Source organism: Isoptericola jiangsuensis, assembly GCF_002563715.1.
Lineage (GTDB): Bacteria > Actinomycetota > Actinomycetes > Actinomycetales > Cellulomonadaceae > Isoptericola > Isoptericola jiangsuensis.
Map to the genome: position 1 here is coordinate 2,088,061 of NZ_PDJJ01000001.1, position 23,612 is coordinate 2,111,672.

Below are 23,612 nucleotides of genomic sequence, written 5' to 3' on the forward strand. Positions count from 1 at the left end.
CTAGCCTGGACCCGACCGGTCGACGCCCTCCGACGAAGGAGCCCCCACCCATGGCCGCACCCGCCGAGCACCCCGCCGACACCCACGACACCATCCGCGTCGCCGGCGCCCGCGAGAACAACCTGCGCGACGTCACCGTCGACCTGCCCAAGCGACGCCTCACCGTCTTCACCGGCGTCTCCGGCTCCGGCAAGAGCTCGCTCGTGTTCGCCACCATCGCCGCCGAGTCCCGCCGCCTCATCGACGAGACCTACCCGACGTTCCTGCAGGGCTTCATGCCGTCCCTGCCCCGCCCCGACGTCGACTCCCTGTCCGGCATCACCACCGCCATCCTCGTCGACCAGGAACGCCTCGGCGCCAACGTCCGCTCCACCGTCGGCACCGTCACCGACGCCAACGCCATGCTGCGCCACCTCTACAGCCGCATCGGCGACCCCTACGTCGGCCCGCCCCCCGCCTTCTCCTTCAACATCCTCACCGCCAAGGCCAGCGGCGTCATGAGCACCGAGAAGGCCGGGGGAGGCACCGAGAAGAAGATCGTCCGCGAACAGGTCTACCTCGGCGGCATGTGCCCCGAGTGCGAAGGCCGCGGCACCGTCTCCGACCTCGACCTGTCCGTCATCATCGACGAGACCAGGTCCCTCAACGACGGCGCCATCCTCGTACCCGGCTACAAGGCCGACGGCTGGATGGTGCGCGGCTTCTCCGAGTCCGGGTTCGTCGACGGCGACAAGCCCATCAAGGACTACACCGACACCGAACGCCACGACCTGCTCCACCGCGACAAGGGCAAGGTCAAGGCCCTCGGCATGAACATGACCTACCAGGGCCTCATCCCCAAGCTCCGCGAGTCCCTGTTCTCCAAGGACCCCGACTCCCTCCAGCCCCACCTGCGCCGCTTCGTCGAGGCCGCCGCCGTCTTCGCCCCCTGCCCCGCCTGCGACGGCACCCGCCTCAACGACTCCGCCCGCTCCGCCAAGGTGGCCGGGCGCAACATCGCCGAGGTCTGCCGGATGCAGATCACCGACGCCGCCGACTGGGTCCGCAGCATCGACGACCCCGGCGTCGCCCCCCTCGTCCGGGCGCTCGCCGACCTCTTCGACTCCTTCACCGAGATCGGCCTCGGCTACCTCTCCCTCGACCGGCCGTCCGGCACCCTGTCCGGGGGAGAGGCGCAACGCGTCAAGATGATCCGCCACCTCGGCTCCGCCCTCACCGACGTCACCTACGTCTTCGACGAACCCACCATCGGCCTGCACCCCCACGACATCGCCCGCATGAACACCCTCCTGCTCGACCTGCGCGACAAGGGCAACACCGTCCTCGTCGTCGAGCACAAGCCCGAGACCATCGCCATCGCCGACCACGTCGTCGACCTCGGCCCCGGCGCCGGCACCGACGGCGGCACCATCTGCTACGAAGGCACCGTCGACGGCCTGCGCGCCTCCGACACCCTCACCGGCCGCCACCTCGACGACCGCGCCCACCTCAAGGACACCGTCCGCACACCCACCGGCACGATCGAGATCCGCGACGCCCGCCAGAACAACCTCCGCGGCATCGACGTCGACCTCCCCACCGGCGTCCTCACCGTCGTCACCGGCGTCGCCGGGTCCGGCAAGAGCTCCCTCGTCCACGGCAACCTCGCCGGACGCGACGACGTCGTCGTCGTCGACCAGGGCGCCATCAAGGGCTCCCGCCGCTCCAACCCCGCCACCTACACCGGCCTCCTCGAACCCATCCGCAAGGCCTTCGCCAAGGCCAACGACGTCAAGCCCGCCCTCTTCAGCGCCAACTCCGAGGGCGCCTGCCCCACCTGCAAGGGCAACGGCCGCATCTACACCGAGCTCGGCTTCATGGAGACCGTCGAGACCCCCTGCGAGGACTGCGGCGGCAAGCGGTTCCAGGCCGCCGTCCTCGACTACACCCTCGCCGGCAAGAACATCGCCGACGTCCTCGACCTCTCCGTCACCCAGGCCCACGACTTCTTCTCCACCGGCGACGCCAAGATCCCCGCCGTCCGCACCCTGCTCGGCCACCTGCGCGACGTCGGACTCGGCTACATCCGCCTCGGCCAACCCCTCAACACCCTCTCCGGCGGCGAACGCCAACGCCTCAAGCTCGCCATGCACATGGGGGAGAAGGGCGGCACCTACGTCCTCGACGAACCCACCACCGGCCTCCACCTCGCCGACGTCGCCCACCTCCTACGGCTCCTCGACACCCTCGTCGACGCCGGCAAGACCGTCATCGTCATCGAGCACCACCAGGCCGTCATGGCCCACGCCGACCACATCCTCGACCTCGGCCCCGGCGCCGGGCACGACGGCGGCACCATCGTCTTCGAAGGCACCCCCGCCCAGCTCGTGGCCGCCCGGTCCACGCTGACAGGGGAGCACCTCGCCGACTACGTGAGCGCCTGACCACCCCCGCACCACGGGCCCGGCACCACCACGGTGCCGGGCCCGTCGCGCACCCGCTCAGTGCCAGTCGCTGATCGCCACGTCCCGCGGCGCCGGCGCACCCACCCCCTGCTCCACCACCCCCTTCAGACTCATCAGGAACGTCGCCCACTTCGTCGAGCAGTGATGCATGAACTCCACCGGCTCCGCCCACCCCGTGTGCGCGAACAGCACCACCGTCCACCCCGCCTCCTCCCGCACGTCCCACGACACGTGCGTCCCCACCCACTCCGGCGGACCGTCCACCACCTCCCACACCACCCGCCGACCCGGCTCGCTCACCAGCACCCGCATGTCGAAACCACCCAACGACCCGAACCGGAACGCCACCACCTCCCCGACCCCCGTGCCACCCGACACGTCCTCGGTCCACCACCGGGCCAGACCCTCCACCGTCGTCAACGCCTCGAACACCTCGGCGCTCGCGGACCCCTTCACACCGATGCGGTGCAGGATGTCGACCATCGCTCAGCCCTCCTGAGGCTCGTCCGTGCTCTCCTGCGGACCCGGCGCGGGGGAGCGGTCCTGCTCCTGCGACCCGTCCAGGTCCTGCTGGATCGCCTCCGCGATCCGCCGGACGCGCGACAGCCGCGCGTCCCATGCCGCCCCGACGTCCGCGAGCTGCGCCATGGCACGGCGCAGCTGCGCCTCGTCGAGGCGGAACTGCTTCTGACGACCCACCGTGACCGCGTGCACCAGACCGGCGCGCTCCAGCACCAGCAGGTGCTTCGCCACCGCCTGCCGCGTCACCGGGAGCACGCCGGCCAGGCTGGTGGCCGTGCTCGCGCCCTGACCCACCAGGACGTCCAGCATCCGGCGCCGGGTCGGGTCGCCGAGGGCCGACCACAGCTCGTCGTCGACCGTCGTGCTCATGCGCTCACCTCCAGCTGCTCGGCGTAGCGGGGGAGCAGGGGCAGGAAGTGGTCCCAGCCCGCCACGTGGTCCTCGTAGGCCGCGACGACCTGGGCCTCCGCCCAGCCGCGCTCCCGGAACCCGGTCTCCGTCATGGACAGCCGCGTCCCGGTGCCCTGCGGCTCGAGCTCGAACACGACGAGGAACGAGTTGCCGCGCGCGGCCTGCTCGCCGTCGTCGTGGGTCCAGCGGAAGGCGAACCGGCGCGGCGGGTCGACCTCGAGAACCGTGAACCGCTGGGTGATCGTGGCGTCGTCCGTGGCGAATCCGATGGTGCCCGTGCCGCCGGGTTCGACGGGGTAGTCGGCCTCGTCGGGCCACCAGCGGCGCACGTGCTCGGGCTCGCTGACGACGGCGAACACCACCTCGGGTGTCGCCTCGACGTAGAGCTGTCTCTCGATCGTGCCCATCTCCATGACGCCCACCCTTCTCGCAACTACAGGTTGCACAACACGGTAGACCTGGATCCAGGGGAGCGCAACCATCGGTTGCAGAACATGTTCGTCGACGGCTGCAGACGGGCACGAGGCGAGGACGGCGGCGCCGTGGCGCTGTTGGCGCGGGCGGCCGCGCCCTGGACCCGGCCGGGTGACGAGCGACGCCACGCCGGACGCGCCGCACGAAGGCGAGGTAGGCAGCAACGCATGCGGTGACGTGAGCGCTGGGACGTGCACCGACCGACGGAGACGTCCGGGGCGCGCCGGAACGGCCACTTCTGGCGACCATCTGGCGTGCCGATAATGCGCATTATGTCATTACGCCGGAAGAAGGGCTCCAGCGCCGCTCCCCGCGGACGCCCCGACCTGCGGCACGGACGTCGACCGGCACCGGTGCGCTGCGCCGCACCTCGCAGGGACACCGTCGCCCGCCGGGACGGCACCGCTGCGTCGTCGTGGGCTCCGGCGCACGCCGCCGCTGACGCGCGGCGAGCTGTCGCCACGACACCGGGCGCACGACGCGTCGCTCGTGGATCGATGCGCCATCTGCTCACGGCGTCCGGGCGGTGTGCGTGCGCGCGACGCTGTCGGCGCGGTTCTGCGCCATTGCCGACGACGCACGCGCGGCATGCGCGGCCCTGCAGCGCCGGACCTGCCCGTGGGCCACCCTCCCGGTCGGGCCCTCCCCTTCCGGCCGAGACCACCCAGGACGGCGAGGGCGTGACGGACGACCGGTGTCAGGACGGCGGAGGGCGACCGGCGGGCCTTGTCGCGCCGACTGCGGCCCGACAGGGACAGCCTGCGGTCTGGCACACCCCGGCTCGACGGGCGTAGAGTGAAACGGACAGAACAGTCAAACCATTGTGTATAGCACAACACAGCGGTTTCGGACGAGGTCCGGCAGCCCTCGCGCGCCACCCGCCGACCTCACCCTCCTCGCTCATCGGGCACCCTTCCACGCCCTCCCGAGGGCCCGGCGGTCACGCCCTCCCAAGTTGACCCGCTGTCCGCGCCCGCTCCACCCCAGGGCGTCCGCGCCGCCGGTCCGGTGCCACGCGCACCCGCCGCTCCTCCCCCGGCGCCCCTGCCCCCGACGGTCGTTACCGCGCGCACTCCGGTCCGCGCGCCCGCCCGACCGGGTCGGTCACCAGCCCGCCGGCGATGCCGGGCCCGCCTTGTCAGGGCCTCCCCCTACGATCGGGACGTCGTCGCAGGTCAACCGTCGAGAGGAACCACCACCCGTGGTCGCACCACCCCGGCTCGAGCTGCTGTCGGTCGCGCAGGCGGCCGACCGCTACCTCACCTCCGTCCGGGTGGAGACCGTCCGCGGGGTCCTGTCCCCCGCGACCGAACGGTCGTACGTCCGCGACGTGACCGAGCTCGTCGGGCTCCTCGGCGGCGACCGCGTCCTGGACGACGTGACCGGCGACGACGTCGACGACGCCCTCGTGCGCTACCAGGCCCGCGCCGACGGCCGCTACAGCGACCCGCGCCGCAAGCGCGGTCCGGGGCGCTCCACCGCCACCGTGAACCGCTTCCGCCAGTCCGTCACGCGGTTCTTCGGCCACGCGGTACGGCAGTGCTGGGTCCAGGCGGACCCCATGCAGTGGGCCGCACCACCGGCGAAGGTCCGCGAACGGCTCCGCACCGAACGCACCGCCCTGTCCGCGTCCGCCGCACAGGCGCTGCTGGCCAGCGTCGACACCCCGGCCGCGGCACCGACCCCCACGGTCCGCACCCGCTCCGACCACGCCCTCGGGCTGCGCGACCGCCTCGTCGTGGCGCTCCTGGTGGTCCTGGGGCCCCGCGTCTCCGAGCTGGTGCGCGCCGACGTCGTCGACCTCGTCCGCGAGCCCGAGGGCACGGTGTGGCGGATCGTCGGCAAGGGCGGCACGCCCCGCACCGTCGCGCTCAGCACGCCCCTGGCAGCCCTCCTCGAGGACTACCTCACCACGCTCCGACCCCGCCTCGCTGCGCGCCGCCCCGACGACGACGACGCGCAGCGCGCCCTCCTGCTGTCCTGGCGCGGCCGCCGCCTCGAGGCCCAGGCCGTCCGGGACCTCCTCACCCGCGCCGTGGCACGCATGCCCGAGCCGTACCGGCGCCCCGCCACCCCGCACGCCCTGCGCCACACCACCGCGACTTTGCTCGTCGCGGACGGCTGGGACGTCAAGGTCGTCGCCGAGCTCCTCGGCCACGCCTCGATCGCGACCACCGGCGTCTACCTCGACCGCATCGACGGCGAGCTGGCCGCCGCGATCCGCACGCACCCCCTGGCGCAGTCCCTGGGAGCAACCTCACCTGCTCCGGAACCGCTCCCACCGGGCGCCACGGCGGACGGCTCGCTACGGTGACCCTGTGCCCGACGCCCCTCGCTCGCCCCTCGTCCCGATCCACGTCGACATCGACTGGCAGCGCGTGCGCAAGATCGTGTCACGCACCGCGCTGCTGGCGGCAGCCATCCCCCTGACCGCCGGCGCGACCGTCATGGCCATCGACAAGATCCGTGGCCAGCGCTACCCCCTCGACGCCCGGTTCCCCACGGCACCCCCGTCGGACACCCAGATCGAGGACACGACCGCCACCGTCTACACCTACGGCGCCGACCTCTACGAGGCGATGCTCGAGGCCATCGGCGAGGCCAAGCACACCGTCTTCCTCGAGACGTACATCTGGAAGGGCGACCCCACCGGAGCACGCTTCAAGGAAGCGGTGTCCGACGCCGCCCGCCGCGGCGTGCAGGTCTACGTCATCTTCGACGGGTTCGCGAACCTCGTGGTGCCGCCGTCGTTCTACGTCTTCCCGCCGCAGGTGCACGTGCTGCGCTTCCCCGCCCTGCGCGCCGGCCTCCTCACCCTCAACGTGCGCCACTCGGGCCGCGACCACCGCAAGATCCTCGTCGTGGACGACGAGGTCGCGTTCGTCGGCGGCTACAACATCGGCGAGCTGTACGCCACGAAGTGGCGCGACACGCACCTGCGCCTGCGCGGCCCCGCCGCGTGGGAGCTGCGCAACGCGTTCGTCGACTTCTGGAACCGCTGGCGCGGCGCCAAGCACCCCGTGCTGCGCGACCGCGGCGCCGAGCACTGGCAGCCGCAGCTGCGTGCCGCCCGCAACGCCCCCAGCGAGCTCGTCTTCCCCATCCGCGGCATCTACCTCGACGCGATCGACCGCGCCACCCACCACATCTACATCACCCAGGCCTACTTCATCCCCGACCGGGACATCCTCGACGCCCTCCTCGCCGCCGCCGCGCGCGGCGTCGACGTGCGGGTCCTCGTCCCGGAGCGCTCCAACCACGGCCTCGCGGACTGGCTGGCCCGCGGCCGCTACACCAAGCTCCTGCGCGGCGGCGTGCGGATCATGCTCTACCAGGGCGCCATGGTGCACGCGAAGACCGCCACGATCGACGGCCGCTGGTCCACCGTCGGCACCGCCAACATCGACCGGCTCAGCCTCACGGGGAACTACGAGATCAACCTCGAGATCGTCGACGAGGGCGTCGCGGGGAAGCTCGAGGACGTGTTCCGCATGGACGAGTCCAACTCCCGCGAGCTGACCTACGAGGAGTGGGCCGGCCGGTCCCCGCTCAACAAGATCGCGGAGAAGATCCTGGAGCCGCTCGAACCGCTGCTCTGAGGCCGGTCCGGCGCTCGCGGCCCGCGGGAGCGCCGGACGTCCGGGGCCGGCGACGTGCGGTCGGTCGGGGTCAGACGGCGTCGCGGGCGCGGCGGCGGGCGGCGAGCTCGTCGTCCGGGTGGAACAGCTCGTCCTCGCCGTCGTCGAGCGTCTCGGTGGGCATCTGCGACAGGGTGCCCTCGATCTCGCGCCACACGCGGCCCACGGCGATGCCGAAGACGCCCTGCCCGCCCTGGACGAGGTCGACGACCTCGTCGGGCGACGTGCACTCGTACACCGACGCCCCGTCGCTCATGAGCGTGATCTGCGCGAGGTCGTCGACGCCGCGTTCGCGCAGGTGGGTGACCGCGGTGCGGATCTGCTGCAGCGAGACCCCGGTGTCGAGGAGGCGCTTGACGATCTTGAGCACGAGGACGTCGCGGAAGCTGTAGAGGCGATGGGTGCCGGAGCCGGTCGCGGGTCGGATCGAGGGCTCGACGAGCCCGGTGCGCGCCCAGTAGTCGAGCTGGCGGTAGGTGATGCCGGCGACGCGGCACGCGGTGGTCCCGCGGTAGCCGGTGCCCGGGTCCTGCTCCGTGAGGTCCTCCCCGAACAGCAGTCCCTGTGCGCCGATCGAGGGTGCGCCGAGCTGCGCGCTGGCCTCACTCCTGCTGTCCACTGTGCCTCCCGAGATGTCGCTTCCACGCTAGGACGGTGCCGTGGGGCCGTCAACGATGTCGCGTCCTGCGGGCCCGGCGTGTCGGGACGCTGTTGCTGAAGCGTGACCGGAGCCGCAAGCCCTGACCCTGAGGTGGAGGGTGCGGTCCCCACGGTACCGCCAAACCTTGAAGTTCCACCTGAGGGTCAAGGTGGCGTGTCGTCGGGGCTGGGTTCCACCGGTCCCCCGCCGGTCGTGAAGTCCTCGGGCTGGACGTGGTCGAGGAAGTCGCGGAACTTCTCCACCTCGCGCTGCTGGGCGAGGTCGACGACCTCCACCCCGGCCGACGCCACGACCTCCGCCGAGCAGAGGACGGGGCTTCCCGTCCGCACGGCCAGGGCGATGGCGTCCGAGGCGCGCGAGTCGAGGCGCACCCCGGTGGACAGCACGAGCTCGGCGAAGAAGATCCCGCCGTCCAGCGCCACGATCTCGACACGGTCGAGGTCGACCCCGACGGCGCCGAGGAGGTCGCGCAGCAGGTCGTGGGTCATGGGACGGGGCGTGGTCACCCCGGCCTGCGCCATCGCGATGGCCGACGCCTCCCGGGCGCCGATGACGATGGGCACGGCGAGCTCGGCCGCGGCGTCGAGCAGGACGACCACGATCTCCTGGTCCTGCTGCTGCCTGACACCGAGCACCTCGACCGGGACCATCGGGGCCTGGGACCCGCCGTCGCTCTCCACCCGATCCACGGTACGACGATGTGCCGCGGCCCGCCGGGCGCCCCCGGGCGGCGGGCCCGGGGTTGGTGGAGCGTGGTCTACGTGAGGTCGGTGGTGCCCTGGCGGACCCACGTGGTGTGCAGGCGGGCGAGCAGGTCGCCGAGCTCGTCGGCGATCTCCTGCGCCTGCGCGCGGCCCTGCTCGGTCTGCTGGCTGCGGTAGGGCGCCACGACCTGGTCGACGAGGCCGACGTGCCGTTCCGCGGAGGACCGCAGGGGGCGCAGGTGGCGCGGTTCGATGCCGTGGGCGGCGAGCCGCACCGTCAGCCGCACCACGTCGGGCGCCGACGGGTCGAGGACGCCGGACGTCTCCCGGAGCACGCCGGAGTCGACGAGGTGCTGCACGAACTCGTCGGTGGTGTCGGTCGCCTCGGCGACCAGCGGCACGGTCCAGCGGCGCCGACCCCCGGCCGCCGAGCCCGCCTGCGCGGCGACCCGCGGTGCCGGCGCCGGGGCGGGCTCGCCGGCGTCCATCGCGGCCAGGTGCTCCTTGATGACCTTCAGCGGCAGGTACGAGTCACGCTGCTCGGCCAGGACGAACCGCAGCCGCTCGACGTCCGCGGGGCTGTACTGCCGGTACCCGGCCGGGGTCCGCACCGGGGTGATGAGGCCCTGCTCCTCGAGGAACCGCAGCTTGGAGTGCGACACCGCGGGGAAGTCGCCGCGCAGCTGCGCCAGCACCTCCGAGATGCGCATCGACGCGTGCCGGGAGATGCCCGGCGGCCACGGCTCGGGGGCGTCGTCCGGATCCGGAGCGTGCCACGCCCCGGACGCCGTCGTCACGAGGCCGGCGCCTGGGAACCCCGCGGCGCCTGCGGGCTGGCGTGGAACGACATGCGGAACTTGCCGATCTGCACCTCGTCGCCCGTCGTGAGAGGGGCGACGTCGATCCGCTGCCGGTTGAGGTACGTGCCGTTGAGCGACCCGATGTCCCGCACCACGAACCGGTCGCCGTCGCGGACGAACTCCGCGTGCTTGCGCGACACCGTCACGTCGTCGAGGAAGACGTCCGCGTGCTCGCTCCGCCCGGCGACGGACCGCTCGGAGTCCAGGAGGAAGCGTTCGCCGATCGCGCCCGACCCGTACTGCACCACCAGGAGTGCCGAGTGCCGCGGGAGGGCCGCCACGGCCGCCGCCTCCTCCGCGGTCAACGGGATGCGCGGGTTCTGCTCCTCGGCGGGCGCCCCGATCCGGCCGAGGTGAGCCGTCGTGTCGACGCCTGCCTCGTGCGGCGGAAGTGCGCGGGGGTCCGTCATCAGTCCTCCTGCTGGATCGTGCTGTCCGACGTGCGCCGTCGTCGCTTCAACCTACCCCGTCCCGGGGCCGGTCGTGAAGCCGGGACGTGCCACGACGTCATCATTCATCCGGGTCGGACGGCGTCGCGTACTGCGGCTCGGAGGGCTCGCGGACCGCGGTCACCTCGACCTCGTCGTGCTCCGTCGTCGTCGCCTCCGCACCCGCGGTCCGCAGCGTCGCCAGGGCGCCACCGGGGATCTCGAGCGCCGGGTTGAGCGTCGCCGGGTCACCGATGACGGTCCACCGGTACGGGGCGTCCAGCGCCACGCCGTCCACCACCACGCCGGCGTCCCCGTCGAGGAACCACGTGGAGGTGACCAGACGCACCCCGTTGAGCTCCACGACCTCCGCGCCCGCGTTGCGCAGCTCCTCGAGCACGTTGAAGAGCTTCGCGGCCTCCAGGACGCCCTGCGGGTCCCGCACCACGATCTCGATGCCCGGCCCCACGGCCGGCAGCCGGCCCGACAGGATCCCCTCCGACGCGGCCCGCTGCTCGGCCAGGTCGAGCGCCGCCTGCGCCTGCCCCGTGCCCGACGCCAGCTCGTCGCGGGTCCGCGTCAGGTCCGCCACCTCGTCGGACAGCCGCTCCGAACGCTGCGTCACCTCGTCCAGCAGCCGCACCAGGTCGTCCTGCCGCGCCGACGACAGCGGGTCCTGCGCCGACTGCTGCACCTGCACCACCAGGGCGAACCCCAGCAGGCCGCACAGCAGCGCCGCCAGCCCCTGGGAACGCGTCAGCTCGGGGCGCAGCGCGGCCCCCAGCGCGGCCCAGCCCGTCCGACGCGGCGCCTGCGCCTCCCCGGCGGTCCCTCCCGCGGGCGGGTCGTCCGTCCCCGGCTCCTCCCGCTCCGGGCCGGGACCGGCGGATCCCGGGCCGTCCGGCACGTCGTCGACCTCCGGACCGGGCAGCGGGGCCCAGACCGGTCCGGCGACACCGGTCGCACCCGGCCCGGCCTCGCCGGACGCCACGTCCTCGCCCTCGGGCCGGACGTCCTCGGCGACGAGGTCGGCCCCGACACCCTCACCGTCACCCGGCGCAGAGTCCGCGCTCCGCGCGTCCCGAGCGCTGGACGCGCCCTCCCCCGCCGAGTCGGCGGTGTCACCGGCAGCGCTCGACGCGCTCGGCACCTCGGGACTGCCCGACAGGTCAGGCGCGCCCTGTCCGTGCGTCCCCGGTTCACGGCCGTCCGCCGCACCGTGACCCACGTCGGCACCCGCCACCGCCGCCGCACCGTCGTCCGGCACCGGCGACCCTCCCGACGGCTCCTCCGGCATCCCCGTCCCGCCCGTCCGCACGCTCACGCCTTGAACAGGTGCCGACGGATCGCGGCAGCGTTGGAGAAGATCCGGATGCCCAGCACCACGACCACCGCCGTCGACAGCTGCGCACCCACACCCAGCTGGTCACCCAGGAACACGATGAACGCCGCCACCAGCACGTTCGACAGGAACGACACGACGAACACCTTGTCGTCGAACAACCCGTCCAGCCGCGCCCGCAGACCACCGAACAACGCGTCCAGCGCAGCGACCACCGCGATCGGGAGATACGGCTGCAACCCGACCGGGACGGTCGGCTGCAGCACCAGACCGGCCACCACGCCGATCACGAGGCCGACGACGGCGATCATGGACTCTCCTCCTCGGAATCACCGGCGTCGTCCGACACCGGCTCGGCAAACCTCAACGACTGCTGACCACCGCTGGACAACGACAGCTCGTCCGCCACGTCCACACCGGTCCTGATCCCCCACTGCGACGACAACAGTTGCGTGTACGCCGGCGCACCCGTCCGAGCGTACGCAGCCTGCAGCTCTTCCGGGTCACCCACGGCCTCGACCACGTAGTCCGGACCCGGCAACGGCACCAGGTCCACCATGATCGCCTCACCCGCGTGCCGGATCGCCGACAACGACGTCAACCGCTCCCCACCCACGCTGATCGCCTCCGCACCTGACGCCCACAACGCGTTGACCACCGTCTGCAGGTCCACCGCCTGCACCCGCGAGCTCGACGCCGACCCGTTCTCGTCCAACCGGTCACCGTCCGACACCGTCACCACCAGACCCGGACCCGACACCGCCTCCGCACCCGTCACCACACCGTCCAGCCGCAGGTCGTCCAGCAGACCCTGGTCACGCGCCGCCAGCACCTGCTGCTGCAACGCCGCGATCTCCCGCGACAGCTCCGCCGACGCCGCCCGCGACGCCTCCACCTGAGCCTGCCGGTCCACGATCTCCTGCTCCAGCAGCTCACGCGCCTCCACGGCACCCGACGGCGCTCGCAGCTGCATCGCCGCCGCCGTCGTCATCAGACCGAGCAGCACCGCCACCAGGATCAGCAGCACCGTCCCCGCACCGCGTCCCGGCGCCCCGCCGGCCGCACGCCGCTGCGCCGCCTCCGCGTACCCCGGGTCGAGCGGCTTCTCCATCACCTCGACCAGCAGCGTCATCGACTCGTCCGGCCGCCGCCGCGCCGGCGCCGTCACGAGCCCGCCCCCGCGCCGTCACGCACCAGCTCACGCGTACGCGCCACGTACTGCAGACCCGCCCACCAGTACAGGCCGATCCCCCACCACGTGAACGCCCAGCCCAGCACCACCGCCACGTCGCCCACCACACCCGGCGAACCCGCCAGGAGCAGCAGCGGGAACGCGTACAGCAGCGCGAACGTCGCCGCCTTGCCCACGAACGACACCGGCAACGGCCCGTACCCGCGCCGCGCCAGTACCGGCACCAGGCACGTCAGCATCAGGTCACGCGCCAGCACCGCCACCACCACCCACCACGGCACCAGGTCACGCCACGCCAGACCCACCAGCGTCACCAGGATGAACAACCGGTCCGCCACCGGGTCCAGCATCTGCCCCAGCTTCGTCACCTGGTCCCACCGTCGCGCCAGGAACCCGTCCAACCAGTCGCTCACCCCGGACACCGCGAGCACCACCAGCGCCCACACGTCCTGCCCGGACACGATGAGGACCGCGAACACCGGTACGAGCGCCAGCCGCACCATGCTCACGGCGTTCGGCACGGTCCACACCGCCGATCCCGCCTGTCTCGCTGCTTGCACCCTCACCACCTGCATCGACCCCGGAGCCTGCGCCGACATCCTACGCAGGACCGGCACCACCGTGCGTCAGTGGGCAAACTCACCGACCCCCACCCTGCCGCCCGCCACCGGAGCCGCGTAGGATGGGGCGATCCCCTCGGAGTTCGTCGTCCTCCCGCGTGTTCCCAGTTCCCCGGTCACAGAAACCGGGCCGTTGTGTGTGTACGGGACCCAGCGACCGCCTCGCCTCGGCGACGCAGGACTCCCCACACCACCGACGAAACGGTCACCCACGCGATGAGCAACGACACCACCATGCCCACCGAGACCCAGCCGACCTTCAGCGACCTCGCCCTGCCCGCAGCACTGCAGGCCGCCGTCGACGACCTCGGCTTCACCACCCCCTCCCCCATCCAGGCGCAGGCCATCCCGCCGCTCCTCGCCGGCCGCGACATCACCGGCGTCGCCCAGACCGGCACCGGCAAGACCGCCGCCTTCGGCATCCCCCTGCTCGCCGCCGTCGACGCCGACGCCCCCGTCGCCCGCGGCCACGTCCAGGCACTCGTCCTGACCCCCACCCGCGAGCTCGCCCTCCAGGTCGCCGACGCCATCTCCACCTTCGCGTCCCACCTGCCCGGCGTCCGCGTCCTGCCCGTCTACGGCGGCTCCCCCTACCAGCCCCAGCAGTACGCCCTGCGCGACGGCGTCCACGTCGTCGTCGGCACCCCCGGCCGCGTCATGGACCACATGGAGCGCGGCGCCCTCGTCCTCGACCAGGTCAAGGTCCTCGTCCTCGACGAGGCCGACGAGATGCTCCGCATGGGCTTCGCCGAGGACGTCGAGACCATCTTCGGCCAGGCCCCCGAGCGCCGACAGGTCGCCCTCTTCTCCGCGACCATGCCCCCCGCCATCCGCGCCGTCGCCGACACCCACCTCACCGACCCGGTGCAGATCAGCATCGCCCCCCAGTCGACCACCACCGAGAACGTCGAGCAGACCTACGCCGTCGTCCCGTTCCGCCACAAGGTCGGCTCCCTCCTGCGCGTCCTCGCCACCTCCGACGCCGACGCCACCATCGTCTTCACCCGCACCCGCGCCGCCGCCGAGGAGGTCGGCTCCGCCCTCGTCGAGCGCGGCGTCTCCGCCGCCACCATCTCCGGCGACGTCGCCCAGAAGGAACGCGAGAAGATCGTCGAGCGCCTCCGCTCCGGCGCCCTCGACGTCCTCGTCGCCACCGACGTCGCCGCTCGCGGCCTCGACGTCGAGCGCATCGGCCTCGTCGTCAACTTCGACATTCCCCGCGAGGCCGAGGCCTACGTCCACCGCATCGGCCGCACCGGCCGCGCCGGACGCTCCGGCCGCGCCCTCTCCTTCGTCACGCCCCAGGAACGCGGCAAGCTCAAGCACATCGAGCGCACCATCCGCGCCCGCCTCACCGAGGTCGAGATCCCCTCGCCCCGCGACGTCTCCGCGCACCGCGCCCAGACGCTCCTCGGCACCGTCCCCGCCCGCGTCGAGGCCGGTCGCCTCGACCTCTACACCGAGCTCCTCACCGCACAGCTCGCCACCACCGAGGACGGCGCCACCGGCACCGACCCCCTCCAGGTCGCCGCAGCCCTCCTGGCGCTCGCGGTCGGCGACGACGGCCCGCAGCACCGTGCCGCGCAGGAGGAGCACGAGAAGGAGCGTGCCGAGGTCAAGGGCGGCCGCACCCGGGAGACGCACCGCGCCGAGCGCGTGGACCGCGACGGCGACCGCACCGGGCGCCACCCGCGCTCCGAGCGTGGCCGCGACGACCGTCGTGACGACCGTGGCCGCGGCATCCGCCGTCCCGCCGAGGGCACGCGGTACCGCATCTCCGTGGGCCACACGCACGGCGCCCAGCCCCGCGGCATCGTCGGCGCGCTGACGAACGAGGGCGGCCTGCGCGGCGCCGACATCGGCAAGATCGACATCTTCGGCAACTTCTCGCTGGTCGACATCACGACGCCGCTGGACGACAACCAGATGCACCGGCTCGGCCGCGCCAACGTCGCGGGCCGCCAGCTGCGCATCGCCCTCGACAAGGGCGCGCCGGAGCGCCGGGCGCCCCGCACCGAGCGTCCCGAGCGTCGCCCGGCCCGCCAGTACTGAGCCCGCCCCGGCCGGGGCCGCGCGGCCTCGGCCCGGACAGCACGAAGGACGCCCCGCAGGTCATGTGACCTGCGGGGCGTCCTTCGTACGTCCCGCGCCCCCCTCAGGACGGGTCGGGCGCCTCGCCGAGCTCGCGCACGAGGCCGCGCAGCCGGCGGGCCTGTGCCATGCCGCGCTCGCCGTCGGCGCGCTGGATCGCCATGACCGCCAGCGTGCCGCCGTCCGCGAGGTCGAGGATCACCCAGGAGTCGTCACGCTCGAGGCGCACCTCGACGATCTCCGGCCACTCGACGCGACGCGTCCGGACGACGTTGCGCACGGTCAGACCGTCCCGGTCCGGCCGTGCGTGCACCCCGCCGAGCCGCCACAGCAGCCACAGCGCGCCCAGGGCGAAGACGACGAAGGCACCCCGCGTCCCCGCGTCGAGCAGCACCCCGTCCGGCACGAGGACCGCGATCGCGAGGCTCCCCCCGACCGCGACCGTCCCGGTGACCACGACGGCGACCTGCGTCCACCACGGACGGAAGACGCGGAACCGCGGGTCCTCGCCGGTGGTGGCCACGGTCAGAGGCGGCAGGCGTGGATCGACGTGACGATGATGCCGCGCGCGCCGACGTCGTAGAGGGCGTCCATGACGCGGTTCGTCTCCGACCGGCGCACCATCGACCGCACCGCGGCGGACTGCCCGTTGTGCAGCGGGGAGACGGTGGGCGACTCGAAGCCGGGCGTCACGGCCACGGCGGCGTCCACCAGCTCGATCGGCACGTCGTAGTCCATGAGCACGTACTCGCGGGCGGTGAGCACACCCTGGAGCCGGCGCGTGAGGATCTCCAGCCCGTCGGGGACGGCGTTCCCTGCCCGCCGGATGAGGACGGCCTCCGAGCGCAGGATCGGCTCGCCGAACACCTCGAGACCGGCGGCGCGGAGCGTCGTGCCGGTCTCCACGACGTCCGCGATGACGTCCGCGACCCCGAGCTGCACCGAGCTCTCCACCGCACCGTCGAGGTGGACGATGGCGGCCGGCTCGACACCCTGCGCCGCGAGGTGGGACGCGACGAGGGTGGTGTACGAGGACGCGACCCGCCTGCCGGCGATCTGCGCGACGTCGGTCACGGTCCCGGCCGGCGCGGCGAACCGGAACGTCGACCCGGCGAAACCGAGGCCGAGGTGCTCGACGGCGTCGGCACCGGAGTCGAGGAGCAGGTCGCGGCCGGTGATGCCGACGTCGACGGTGCCCGCGCCGACGTAGACGGCGACGTCGCGGGGGCGCAGGAAGAAGAACTCGACGCCGTTGTCGGCGTCGGTCAGGACCAGCTCGCGGGTGTCGCGGCGCTGGCGGTAGCCCGCCTCGCGGAGCATGTCGGTGGCGGGGGCGGACAGGGATCCCTTGTTGGGGACGGCGATGCGGAGCATCTCGGGCAACCTCTTCGTTCGGTGGGCGGGACGTGCGGGCCGTGCGCGTCGCGGCAGCGGTGCCGGACGCTCACAGATGCGCGTACACGTCCTCCAGGGTGAGGCCCTTGGCCAGCATCAGCACCTGCAGGTGGTACAGGAGCTGGGAGATCTCCTCGGCGGCGGCCGCGTCCGTCTCGTGCTCGGCGGCCATCCACACCTCGGCGGCCTCCTCGACGATCTTCTTGCCGATCGCATGGACGCCGGCGTCCAGCTCGGCGACGGTCCCGGACCCGGCGGGTCGGGTCACGGCCTTCTCGGAGAGCTCGGCGAACAGGGAGTCGAAGGTCTTCACCCCACCACCCTAGACGGGTCGACCTCCCCGGGTCTGGGCTGGTCCGGTGTGCGGGACGCACGTCACAGGGTTTCCGATGCGCTTGGCACACTATTTCTACCGGGAGAGAAGGTCGGGCGAGGTGCTCCCCCGCCCGACCCGACGACCGCGGCGGCCGCTCAGTGCACGTGCGCCGACGCCATGTCCCGCAGGACCGCGATCTCGGCCGGCACGCTCTCCGCCCCGTAGACGGCCGAACCCGCCACGAACACGTTCGCCCCCGCCTCCGCGGCCCGCTCGATCGTCTCCCGGGACACTCCCCCGTCGACCTGGACGTGGACGTCGAGCCCCGCCTCGCTCACCGCACGGCGCACCCGACGGATCTTCGGCAGCGTCCCGTCGATGAACGACTGCCCACCGAAGCCCGGCTCCACCGTCATCACCAGGATCATGTCGACCTCGCCCAGCAGGTCCAGGAACGGCTCCACGGGCGTCGCCGGCCGCAGCGCCAGCCCCGCGCGGGCGCCCAGCCGGCGCAGCTCGCGCGCGAGCCGCACGGGAGCCTGCGCCGCCTCCGCGTGGAACGTCACGGACGCCGCACCCGCCTCCGCGTACGCCGGGGCCCACCGGTCCGGGTCAGCGATCATCAGGTGGCCGTCCACCGGCACCGGCGACACCTGCACGAGGCGCTCGAACACCGGCAGCCCCAGCGTCAGGTTCGGCACGAAGTGGTTGTCCATGACGTCGACGTGGGCGTAGTCCGCGGTCGAGATGGCGTGCAGGTCGCGCTCGAGGTTCGCGAAGTCGGCCGACAGGATGCTCGGGTTGATCAGCGCAGGCATGCGCCCAGCCTAGGACGCCCGGACGCTAGGCTCCCGCGGTGTGACCACCGCCCCCTCCCCCGCGCCGGGCGGCGCCCGCCCCCGGGTCCGCGCCGCCACCCCGGACGACCTCACCATCGTCGCGGCGATCTTCGCCCCGTACGTCCGCACCACCGCCGTGACGTTCGACGAGGAGCCGCCGACCGCCGAGCAGTGGGACGCCCGCCTGGCCGACGCCCGGACACGCGGCCTGCCGTTCCTCGTCGCCGAGCTCGACGGAGAGGTCGTCGGGTACGCCTACGCGTCGCCGTGGCGCCCCAAGGCCGCCTACCGGCACACGGTGGAGGACACGATCTACCTCGCGCCCGAGGCCCAGGGGCGCGGTGTCGGCACCCGCCTGCTGTCCGCGCTCCTGGACGCCTGCACGGCGGCGGGGGTCCGGCAGGTCGTCGCCGTCATCGCGGACGACCCGGCCGCCGCGGGGTCCATCCCCCTGCACCGCCGGTTCGGGTTCGCCCCCGCCGGGACGCTCCAGGACGTCGGGTTCAAGCGCGGCCGGTGGGTGAGCACGGTCCTCATGCAGCGCACGCTCCACTGATCGCCGCCCGCCCGTCAGGGCCGGGCCACGTCGCCCGAGGGGTCCACGGGCCCCGCAGACGCGTCCGCGCGCGCCCGGAGCCCTCGGACCCGGTGGCTCCGGGGCGCCCTGCGAAGGCCCCGGGCTGCTCTGCGGGGCCCGGCGGCTGCTGGTGTCAGTCGAGCGAGGCCCGGAGGGCGTCCGTGCGCTCCTCGACGGTGCGCCACGCCTCGGGCGGCACGCCGGGGTGCGCGGCGCGGTCGATCTCGCCGAGCGCACCCCGCAGGGCGTCGAGGGTGGAGTCCACGACCCGGAGGGCGCGCCGTCGCGGCAGGCCCCACGAGACGCCCTCGGCGACGAGGTCGGCGCCGGTGAGCGCGTCCATGTCCCGCTCGCCCGCCACGTCCATCGCGAACACGCGCGACGCGTGGTCGTGGTGCAGGTGCATCGAGACGTCGTAGGCCGGGGCGAGGGCGACCGTGCCGTTCTCGCGGCGCAGGAGCGAGACGTTCTTGGCGTGCGCGTCGGTGTTCCCGACGGCGAGGTTGAGGGCCGTCAGCGCCAGCAGCGGGTCCGGGCGGGCGCCGTCGTCGCGCAGCACCTGCGCGATCGCGGCGAGCGAGGGGATGGCCCGCCCGTGCTGGAACTTGCGCTCCGGGTCGCGGGTGTTGATGCCGAGCGCCTGGGCACCGTCCTCCTGGTGGACGCGGCGCAGGCCCCCCGGAGCGGCCTCGTCGGGGACCCGGTCGTACCGGGACACGACGATGCACCGCATGTCGTCGAACGTCTCGACGTGGGCGTCGATCGAGGTGAGGCCGACACGTCGGGCGAGGTCGAGGGCCGCGGCCTCGGTGTCGACGAGGTCGGCCGTGGGCGAGTCCGCGGCGCGGGCGACCTTGAGGATGTGGGTCGTGGGCTGGTCCGGGGCCGCCTTGAACCAGGCTTCTCCGGTGCGGACGAGGCCGATCTTCGGCTCCATGCCCGGCAGGGAGCTGGTGAGGTGCTGGCTGCGTCCCTGCCCTCCGGCTCGCGCGACGCTCGCGCGCAGGAGCGCGGCGACGTCGGCGTCGTCGAGAGGGCGCGCGACGTCGGTGCCGGTGCGGGGTCGGGTACCCACGGGGACGAACTGGAGCGCGCCGACGGTGTCGCCCCCGTACGCGCCGAAGAAGCCGACGACGTCCTCCGGGTCGACGCCGGCGTCCATCGCCATGTGGTCACGGACCCGTCCCTCGGGCATGAGCCCGTCCAGCCAGGCCGTGACGCGCGCCGGCGGCGGGGCACCGTCGGGGTCCATGGGCAGCAGGTGGGAGAGCACACGGGCGCCGTACCCCCACCGCGCGACGGCGTCGGGGTCCCACGCGAGCTCGACCCGGGGGGCGGCGCGGCCGACGTCGCGCGCGGTGAACCGGGCGACCCGGCTGCCGTACAGCCAGGCGTCGAGCTCAGGCGTCAGCATCGGCGCTCCGCTCGCGCAGGCGCACCTCGATGTCGAGCTCGTCGAAGATCTCGAAGAGGCGGTTGATGTAGAGGTTTCCGTCGCCGCCCTCGACCTCGGAGACGTACTGGCGGGTCAGGCCGAGCTCGTCCGCGAGCGCCGTCTGGCTGAGTCCGTGGCGGCGGCGGGCCTGGGCGACGAAGCGTCCGAGGTCGCGGGGGCTGCGTGCGTGGGTCCAGCGGTCGGGCGTGGTCATGGTGCTCCGGTGTCAGGTTTTCCTTGCACGGTCGCCTGTCAGCATATCCCGACAGCGGGGATCGTGCCAGCAAAACCTGGCATGCGGTCCGATCTGCGGCGCCAGGGTGCCGCCCACCGGAACGAGGAGGACAGGTGGGTCGACCGACCGAGCGTCGCCCCGGCGGAGCGACGATGCCGGGCCAGGACGTCCTGGTCGGGCCGCCGACCGGTGGGTGGCGGGCCCGGCGTTCCGCGATGGAGCGTGCCTCCACGCGGGACCTGTGGACGTTCCTCGTCGCCGTGGTGTGCTTCACGGCCGTCCTGGGCTGGTGGTCGGTCGAGCACGTCGTGCACCCGGGCTGGGCCGTCGCCGGGAACGATCCCCTGGTGGACGCGAAGATCCTCCTCGTCGCGGCGGGCGACGTGGTCGTCCTGCACGCCTGGCCGCTGGCGGTCCCTGCGGTGCGGGTGCTGCGCGCACGTGGCCGGTGGGTCGTCCCTCCGGCCGTGCTGCGCGGCCTGGTGGTCCGTACCGGGCGCACCGGACCCGTCGGGCGCACGGTGGCGTCGTGCGTCGTGCTCCCCGTGGTGGTGACGGTCGTGGCGGTCGGCCTCGTGGTCGGGACGTGGGAGCGGGGGCGCGTGCTGGCGTCGTCCGGGGTGGAGGCGCGGGCGACGGTCGTCTCGGTCGACTGGGGACGGTGGACCGACGGACGGCTCACGGTGGACGTCGCGGGGTACGAGCGGGTGACGCTGACGTCCTGGGACGGGTTCCCGCGGCGTGGCGGGGAGATCGACGTGGTCGTGGACCCGGGCGATCCGTCACGGGCCGCCCAGTCCGGTGCGGGGGTGTGGGGCCTGCTGGAGCGGTCGGCGGTCGTCGCGGCCGGTGCGGGGGCGGTGACGACGTGCCTGCTGGTCCCGGCGGCGCTGACCGGCCTGGTGCAGCGCCGCCGGGGCGGTGGGTGACGGGGAGGGGGGTCAGCGGCGGCGCAGCAGGGTGAGGTGCATGGCGTCGGTGCCGTGGACGTGCGGCCAGAGCTGGACGTCGAGGCCGTGGGCTCCCCCGTCGTCGGCACCCAGGTCGATCGACGCCCCGGGGACGAGGACGTCGCGCACGGCGGCGCGGGCGTCGAGCCGCTCGACGTCGTCGCGGCGACGCAGGACGTCGTCGACGACGTGCCGGGTCTCCGCCAGGTGCGGGGAGCACGTCACGTACGCCACCACTCCCCCGGGGCGGACGGCGTCGAGCGCGGAGGCCAGGAGCTCGGCCTGCAGGCCGGTGAGGGTGCCGAGGTCGGCAGGGGTGCGCCGCCAGCGGGACTCGGGGCGGCGGCGCAGGGCGCCGAGGCCGGTGCAGGGCGCGTCCACCAGGACGCGGTCGTAGAGACCCGGCTCGTCGTCACCCACCGCGCGACCGTCGCCGGTGCGGACGTCGACGACGCCGTCGGGCAGGGCGCGCACGCCCCGGCGCACGAGGCGGGCCCGGTGCGGCTGCACCTCGTTGGCCACCAGGGTGGCGTCACGCTGCGCGGCGAGCGCACCGAGGAGCGCGGCCTTGCCACCGGGGCCGGCGCACAGGTCGAGCCAGCGGGCGTCCGGGCCGTCGAGGGGCACGGCGGCCAGAGCCAGGGTGACGAGCTGGGAGCCCTCGTCCTGCACGCCCCCACGACCGTCGGCGACCGCGGGCAGGGCGGCGGGGTCGGCGCCGGAGGCGAGGACCCGCGCGGACGGGGCGAGGCGTCCGGCCTCGAGGCGGGCGTCGGAGCCGTCCGCGAGCGCCGCCGGGTCGACGAGGCCGGGGCGGGCGACCAGGGTCACGCGGGGAGCGGTGTTGTCGGCCTCGAGGAGGTCGGCGACCTCGCCGGCATCGCGGCCGTTGCCGTGCAGGGCCTCGCGCAGGGCGCGGGTGATCCACACGGGGTGGGAGCCGACGGTCGCCAGCGCGGTCACCTGGTCGGGGGCGTCGTCGCGCAGGCGGTCGAGCCACTCGGCGAGGGTGGTGCGGCCGACCTTGCGCAGGACGGCGTTGACCATCTGGGCGGGGCCGGCGCCCACGCGGTCGCGGGCGAGGCCGACGGTCTCGGAGACGGCGGCGTGAGCGGGCACGCGCATGCCGAGGAGCTGGTGGGCGCCCAGACGCAGCACGTCGAGGACGTCGGGGTCGAGGCGGTCGAGGGGCCGGTCGACGCAGGCGGCGAGGATGGCGTCGTAGCGGCCGCGCAGGCGCAGGGTGCCGTAGCAGACCTCGGTGGCGAACGCGGCGTCGCGGCCCGTCAGGCCGCGCTCGCGCAGCAGGGGCGGCAGGACGAGGTTGGCGTAGGCGTCGGACGCGTCGACCTCGCGCAGCACGTCGAACGCGGCGGTGCGGGCGGGGTCGGTGCGGCGGCTGCGCTGCGAGGGCGCCTGGCCGCTGCGGTGGCCGCGGCCCTGGGAGCGGGCGGCGCCGCGCTGGCGGCCCCGGTCGTCGCGGCGGTCGTCGCTCATCGGGTCTCCCCCAGTCGGCCGGTCTCCACGACGGTGCGTCCTGCGCCGCGGGCCCAGTCGGCGGCGGCCATGGGCTTCTTGCCGACGGGCTGGACGTCGCCGAGGGCGACGGCGTGGGTGGCGGTGCCGACGAGCACCTCCTGCTTGCCGGCGCGCAGGACGCCGGGGGCGAGGTCGGTGACGTCGGGGCGGGGGGCGACGGGGCCGAGGCCGAGGCGGGCGCCGTCGGGCAGGGTGGTCCAGGCGCCGGGGGCGGGGGTGACGGCGCGGACGCGGCGGTCGACCGCGAGCGCCGGGTCGTCCCAGCGCACGAGGGCGTCGTCGCGGGTGATCTTGGGGGCGTAGGAGGCGCCCTCGGGGCTCTGCGGGGCGGGCGCGAGGTCTCCGGTGGCGAGGGCGTCGAGGGTGGCGACGAGCAGGTGGGCGCCGGAGTCGGCGAGCCGGCCCAGGAGGTCGCCGGTGGTGTCGCGGGGGCGGATGGTCTCGGTGGTGGTGCCGAGCACCGGGCCGGTGTCCATGCCCTCGTCGAGGAGGAACGTGGTGGCGCCGGTGACCTCGTCCCCGGCGAGGACGGCGTGCTGCACGGGGGCGGCGCCGCGCCAGGCGGGCAGGACGGAGAAGTGCAGGTTCACCCAGCCGAGGCGGGGCACGGCGAGGACCTCGGGGCGCAGGAGGTGGCCGTAGGCGACGACGGGTGCGGCGTCGACGTCGAGGTCGCGCAGGCGGGCGACGAACTCCTCGCCGCGCGGGACGTCGGTGAGCACGGGGATCCCGGCCTCCTCGGCGGCGACGCGTACGGGGCTGGGCACGAGGCGGCGGCCGCGCCCGGCGGGGGCGTCGGCGCGGGTGAGGACGGCGACGACCTCGTGGTCGGAGGCGAGGAGCGCCCGCAGGGCGGGCACGGCGGGTTCGGGGGTTCCGGCGAAGAGGAGACGCACCGGGCAAGTCTAGGCCGCGGGGCCGCCGCTCCCCGGGCGGCGG

Annotated in this window: 25 protein-coding genes; 6 read left to right on the forward strand and 19 right to left on the reverse strand. The window is 73.9% G+C overall.

What is annotated here, in order from left to right:
* Positions 1–50 precede the first annotated feature (50 nt).
* Positions 51–2,423, forward strand: coding sequence for an excinuclease ABC subunit UvrA (locus ATJ88_RS09460; protein ID WP_098463615.1), 2,373 nt, complete (start codon positions 51–53; stop codon positions 2,421–2,423).
* Between the two features lie 57 nt (positions 2,424–2,480).
* On the opposite strand, the gene ATJ88_RS09465 is transcribed toward ATJ88_RS09460, so the two are convergent.
* From ATJ88_RS09465 to ATJ88_RS09475, 3 genes are read right to left on the reverse strand one after another with little or no spacing between them, the layout of a single operon-like run.
* The gene (locus ATJ88_RS09465; protein WP_098463616.1) at positions 2,481–2,927 is read right to left on the reverse strand and encodes an SRPBCC family protein; all 447 of its coding nucleotides are present in this window, start codon (positions 2,925–2,927) and stop codon (positions 2,481–2,483) included.
* 3 nt (positions 2,928–2,930) lie between these two features.
* A complete protein-coding gene (locus tag ATJ88_RS09470; protein WP_098463617.1) occupies positions 2,931–3,335 on the reverse strand; it encodes an ArsR/SmtB family transcription factor in 405 nt (134 codons plus the stop codon).
* A complete protein-coding gene (locus ATJ88_RS09475; RefSeq protein WP_098465244.1) occupies positions 3,332–3,790 on the reverse strand; it encodes an SRPBCC domain-containing protein in 459 nt (152 codons plus the stop codon). Before ATJ88_RS09475 ends, ATJ88_RS09470 begins: the two co-directional genes overlap by 4 nt.
* A 1,262-nt stretch (positions 3,791–5,052) precedes the next feature.
* On the opposite strand from ATJ88_RS09475, the gene ATJ88_RS09480 reads away from it, so the two are divergent.
* Positions 5,053–6,165 carry a tyrosine-type recombinase/integrase gene (locus ATJ88_RS09480; RefSeq protein ID WP_098463618.1) on the forward strand — a complete coding sequence of 371 codons (1,113 nt, stop codon included), beginning with the start codon at positions 5,053–5,055 and terminating at the stop codon, positions 6,163–6,165.
* 4 nt (positions 6,166–6,169) lie between these two features.
* On the forward strand, positions 6,170–7,450 hold the full coding sequence (locus ATJ88_RS09485; RefSeq protein WP_245852294.1) for a phospholipase D-like domain-containing protein: 1,281 nt from the start codon (positions 6,170–6,172) through the stop codon (positions 7,448–7,450).
* A gap of 70 nt (positions 7,451–7,520) precedes the next feature.
* Here the strand turns inward: ATJ88_RS09485 and ATJ88_RS09490 are convergent, their stop codons facing one another.
* From ATJ88_RS09490 to clsA, 8 genes are all read right to left on the reverse strand, one after another.
* On the reverse strand, positions 7,521–8,108 hold the full coding sequence (locus ATJ88_RS09490) for a MerR family transcriptional regulator (protein WP_098463619.1): 588 nt from the start codon (positions 8,106–8,108) through the stop codon (positions 7,521–7,523).
* 185 nt (positions 8,109–8,293) lie between these two features.
* Positions 8,294–8,800 (reverse strand): bifunctional nuclease family protein, encoded by a 507-nt coding sequence (locus tag ATJ88_RS09495; RefSeq protein WP_098465246.1) that lies wholly within the window; start codon positions 8,798–8,800, stop codon positions 8,294–8,296.
* A 107-nt stretch (positions 8,801–8,907) separates the two neighbouring features.
* Positions 8,908–9,651, reverse strand: a complete 744-nt coding sequence (ftsR, locus tag ATJ88_RS09500; protein ID WP_245852295.1) for a transcriptional regulator FtsR — start codon at positions 9,649–9,651, stop codon at positions 8,908–8,910.
* Complete coding sequence (locus ATJ88_RS09505) at positions 9,648–10,124, reverse strand: FHA domain-containing protein (RefSeq protein ID WP_098463620.1); 477 nt, start codon at positions 10,122–10,124, stop codon at positions 9,648–9,650. The genes ftsR and ATJ88_RS09505 overlap by 4 nt, the downstream gene beginning before the upstream one ends.
* Positions 10,125–10,224: 100 nt before the next feature.
* Positions 10,225–11,466, reverse strand: a complete 1,242-nt coding sequence (locus ATJ88_RS09510) for a DUF881 domain-containing protein (protein ID WP_245852297.1) — start codon at positions 11,464–11,466, stop codon at positions 10,225–10,227.
* The gene (locus tag ATJ88_RS09515) at positions 11,463–11,795 is read right to left on the reverse strand and encodes a small basic family protein (protein ID WP_098463622.1); all 333 of its coding nucleotides are present in this window, start codon (positions 11,793–11,795) and stop codon (positions 11,463–11,465) included. The genes ATJ88_RS09510 and ATJ88_RS09515 overlap by 4 nt, the downstream gene beginning before the upstream one ends.
* Positions 11,792–12,616: a DUF881 domain-containing protein gene (locus ATJ88_RS09520; RefSeq protein ID WP_098463623.1), complete on the reverse strand. Its 825-nt coding sequence runs from the start codon at positions 12,614–12,616 to the stop codon at positions 11,792–11,794. The genes ATJ88_RS09515 and ATJ88_RS09520 overlap by 4 nt, the downstream gene beginning before the upstream one ends.
* Positions 12,617–12,648: 32 nt before the next feature.
* Entirely contained in the window at positions 12,649–13,251 is a 603-nt protein-coding gene (clsA, locus tag ATJ88_RS09525; RefSeq protein ID WP_098463624.1) for a cardiolipin synthase ClsA, read from the reverse strand.
* A gap of 261 nt (positions 13,252–13,512) precedes the next feature.
* On the opposite strand from clsA, the gene ATJ88_RS09530 reads away from it, so the two are divergent.
* Entirely contained in the window at positions 13,513–15,348 is a 1,836-nt protein-coding gene (locus ATJ88_RS09530) for a DEAD/DEAH box helicase (RefSeq protein WP_098463625.1), read from the forward strand.
* A 103-nt stretch (positions 15,349–15,451) separates the two neighbouring features.
* Here ATJ88_RS09530 and ATJ88_RS09535 read toward each other — a convergent pair whose 3' ends face one another.
* The 4 genes from ATJ88_RS09535 to rpe all read right to left on the reverse strand — a co-directional run bounded on the left by ATJ88_RS09535 (position 15,452) and on the right by rpe (position 17,916).
* Entirely contained in the window at positions 15,452–15,910 is a 459-nt protein-coding gene (locus tag ATJ88_RS09535; RefSeq protein WP_245852300.1) for a PH domain-containing protein, read from the reverse strand.
* A 2-nt stretch (positions 15,911–15,912) separates the two neighbouring features.
* Positions 15,913–16,761 (reverse strand): ATP phosphoribosyltransferase, encoded by an 849-nt coding sequence (gene hisG, locus ATJ88_RS09540; protein ID WP_098463626.1) that lies wholly within the window; start codon positions 16,759–16,761, stop codon positions 15,913–15,915.
* A 70-nt stretch (positions 16,762–16,831) separates the two neighbouring features.
* Positions 16,832–17,095 (reverse strand): phosphoribosyl-ATP diphosphatase, encoded by a 264-nt coding sequence (locus ATJ88_RS09545; RefSeq protein WP_098463627.1) that lies wholly within the window; start codon positions 17,093–17,095, stop codon positions 16,832–16,834.
* A gap of 158 nt (positions 17,096–17,253) precedes the next feature.
* Positions 17,254–17,916 (reverse strand): ribulose-phosphate 3-epimerase, encoded by a 663-nt coding sequence (gene rpe, locus ATJ88_RS09550; protein WP_098463628.1) that lies wholly within the window; start codon positions 17,914–17,916, stop codon positions 17,254–17,256.
* 40 nt (positions 17,917–17,956) lie between these two features.
* On the opposite strand from rpe, the gene ATJ88_RS09555 reads away from it, so the two are divergent.
* Positions 17,957–18,493 carry a GNAT family N-acetyltransferase gene (locus ATJ88_RS09555; RefSeq protein ID WP_098463629.1) on the forward strand — a complete coding sequence of 179 codons (537 nt, stop codon included), beginning with the start codon at positions 17,957–17,959 and terminating at the stop codon, positions 18,491–18,493.
* A 154-nt stretch (positions 18,494–18,647) separates the two neighbouring features.
* On the opposite strand, the gene ATJ88_RS09560 is transcribed toward ATJ88_RS09555, so the two are convergent.
* Both ATJ88_RS09560 and ATJ88_RS09565 read right to left on the reverse strand, forming a co-directional pair.
* Positions 18,648–19,928, reverse strand: a complete 1,281-nt coding sequence (locus tag ATJ88_RS09560) for a type II toxin-antitoxin system HipA family toxin (protein ID WP_098463630.1) — start codon at positions 19,926–19,928, stop codon at positions 18,648–18,650.
* On the reverse strand, positions 19,915–20,163 hold the full coding sequence (locus tag ATJ88_RS09565; protein ID WP_098463631.1) for a helix-turn-helix domain-containing protein: 249 nt from the start codon (positions 20,161–20,163) through the stop codon (positions 19,915–19,917). The genes ATJ88_RS09560 and ATJ88_RS09565 overlap by 14 nt, the downstream gene beginning before the upstream one ends.
* A 134-nt stretch (positions 20,164–20,297) precedes the next feature.
* Here ATJ88_RS09565 and ATJ88_RS09570 point away from each other — a divergent pair, with 134 nt between their 5' ends.
* Positions 20,298–21,113, forward strand: a complete 816-nt coding sequence (locus ATJ88_RS09570) for a hypothetical protein (protein ID WP_098463632.1) — start codon at positions 20,298–20,300, stop codon at positions 21,111–21,113.
* 12 nt (positions 21,114–21,125) lie between these two features.
* Here the strand turns inward: ATJ88_RS09570 and ATJ88_RS09575 are convergent, their stop codons facing one another.
* Both ATJ88_RS09575 and fmt read right to left on the reverse strand, forming a co-directional pair.
* The gene (locus ATJ88_RS09575) at positions 21,126–22,631 is read right to left on the reverse strand and encodes an RsmB/NOP family class I SAM-dependent RNA methyltransferase (protein ID WP_098463633.1); all 1,506 of its coding nucleotides are present in this window, start codon (positions 22,629–22,631) and stop codon (positions 21,126–21,128) included.
* Positions 22,628–23,569 carry a methionyl-tRNA formyltransferase gene (gene fmt / locus ATJ88_RS09580; protein WP_098463634.1) on the reverse strand — a complete coding sequence of 314 codons (942 nt, stop codon included), beginning with the start codon at positions 23,567–23,569 and terminating at the stop codon, positions 22,628–22,630. The genes ATJ88_RS09575 and fmt overlap by 4 nt, the downstream gene beginning before the upstream one ends.
* Positions 23,570–23,612 lie beyond the last annotated feature (43 nt).

Bases quoted from the DNA above. Each gene is read 5' to 3' on its own strand.
- ATJ88_RS09515 (WP_098463622.1), bottom strand. From the start codon at position 11,795: ATGATCGCCGTCGTCGGCCTCGTGATCGGCGTGGTGGCCGGTCTGGTG.
- ATJ88_RS09520 (WP_098463623.1), bottom strand. From the start codon at position 12,616: ATGACGCTGCTGGTCGAGGTGATGGAGAAGCCGCTCGACCCGGGGTAC.
- ATJ88_RS09565 (WP_098463631.1), bottom strand. From the start codon at position 20,163: ATGACCACGCCCGACCGCTGGACCCACGCACGCAGCCCCCGCGACCTC.
- ATJ88_RS09530 (WP_098463625.1), top strand. From the start codon at position 13,513: ATGAGCAACGACACCACCATGCCCACCGAGACCCAGCCGACCTTCAGC.
- ATJ88_RS09460 (WP_098463615.1), top strand. From the start codon at position 51: ATGGCCGCACCCGCCGAGCACCCCGCCGACACCCACGACACCATCCGC.
- hisG (WP_098463626.1), bottom strand. From the start codon at position 16,761: ATGCTCCGCATCGCCGTCCCCAACAAGGGATCCCTGTCCGCCCCCGCC.
- ATJ88_RS09505 (WP_098463620.1), bottom strand. From the start codon at position 10,124: ATGACGGACCCCCGCGCACTTCCGCCGCACGAGGCAGGCGTCGACACG.
- rpe (WP_098463628.1), bottom strand. From the start codon at position 17,916: ATGCCTGCGCTGATCAACCCGAGCATCCTGTCGGCCGACTTCGCGAAC.
- ATJ88_RS09495 (WP_098465246.1), bottom strand. From the start codon at position 8,800: ATGGTCCCGGTCGAGGTGCTCGGTGTCAGGCAGCAGCAGGACCAGGAG.
- ATJ88_RS09560 (WP_098463630.1), bottom strand. From the start codon at position 19,928: ATGCTGACGCCTGAGCTCGACGCCTGGCTGTACGGCAGCCGGGTCGCC.
- clsA (WP_098463624.1), bottom strand. From the start codon at position 13,251: ATGCAGGTGGTGAGGGTGCAAGCAGCGAGACAGGCGGGATCGGCGGTG.
- ATJ88_RS09470 (WP_098463617.1), bottom strand. From the start codon at position 3,335: ATGAGCACGACGGTCGACGACGAGCTGTGGTCGGCCCTCGGCGACCCG.
- ATJ88_RS09475 (WP_098465244.1), bottom strand. From the start codon at position 3,790: ATGGAGATGGGCACGATCGAGAGACAGCTCTACGTCGAGGCGACACCC.
- ATJ88_RS09465 (WP_098463616.1), bottom strand. From the start codon at position 2,927: ATGGTCGACATCCTGCACCGCATCGGTGTGAAGGGGTCCGCGAGCGCC.
- ATJ88_RS09575 (WP_098463633.1), bottom strand. From the start codon at position 22,631: ATGAGCGACGACCGCCGCGACGACCGGGGCCGCCAGCGCGGCGCCGCC.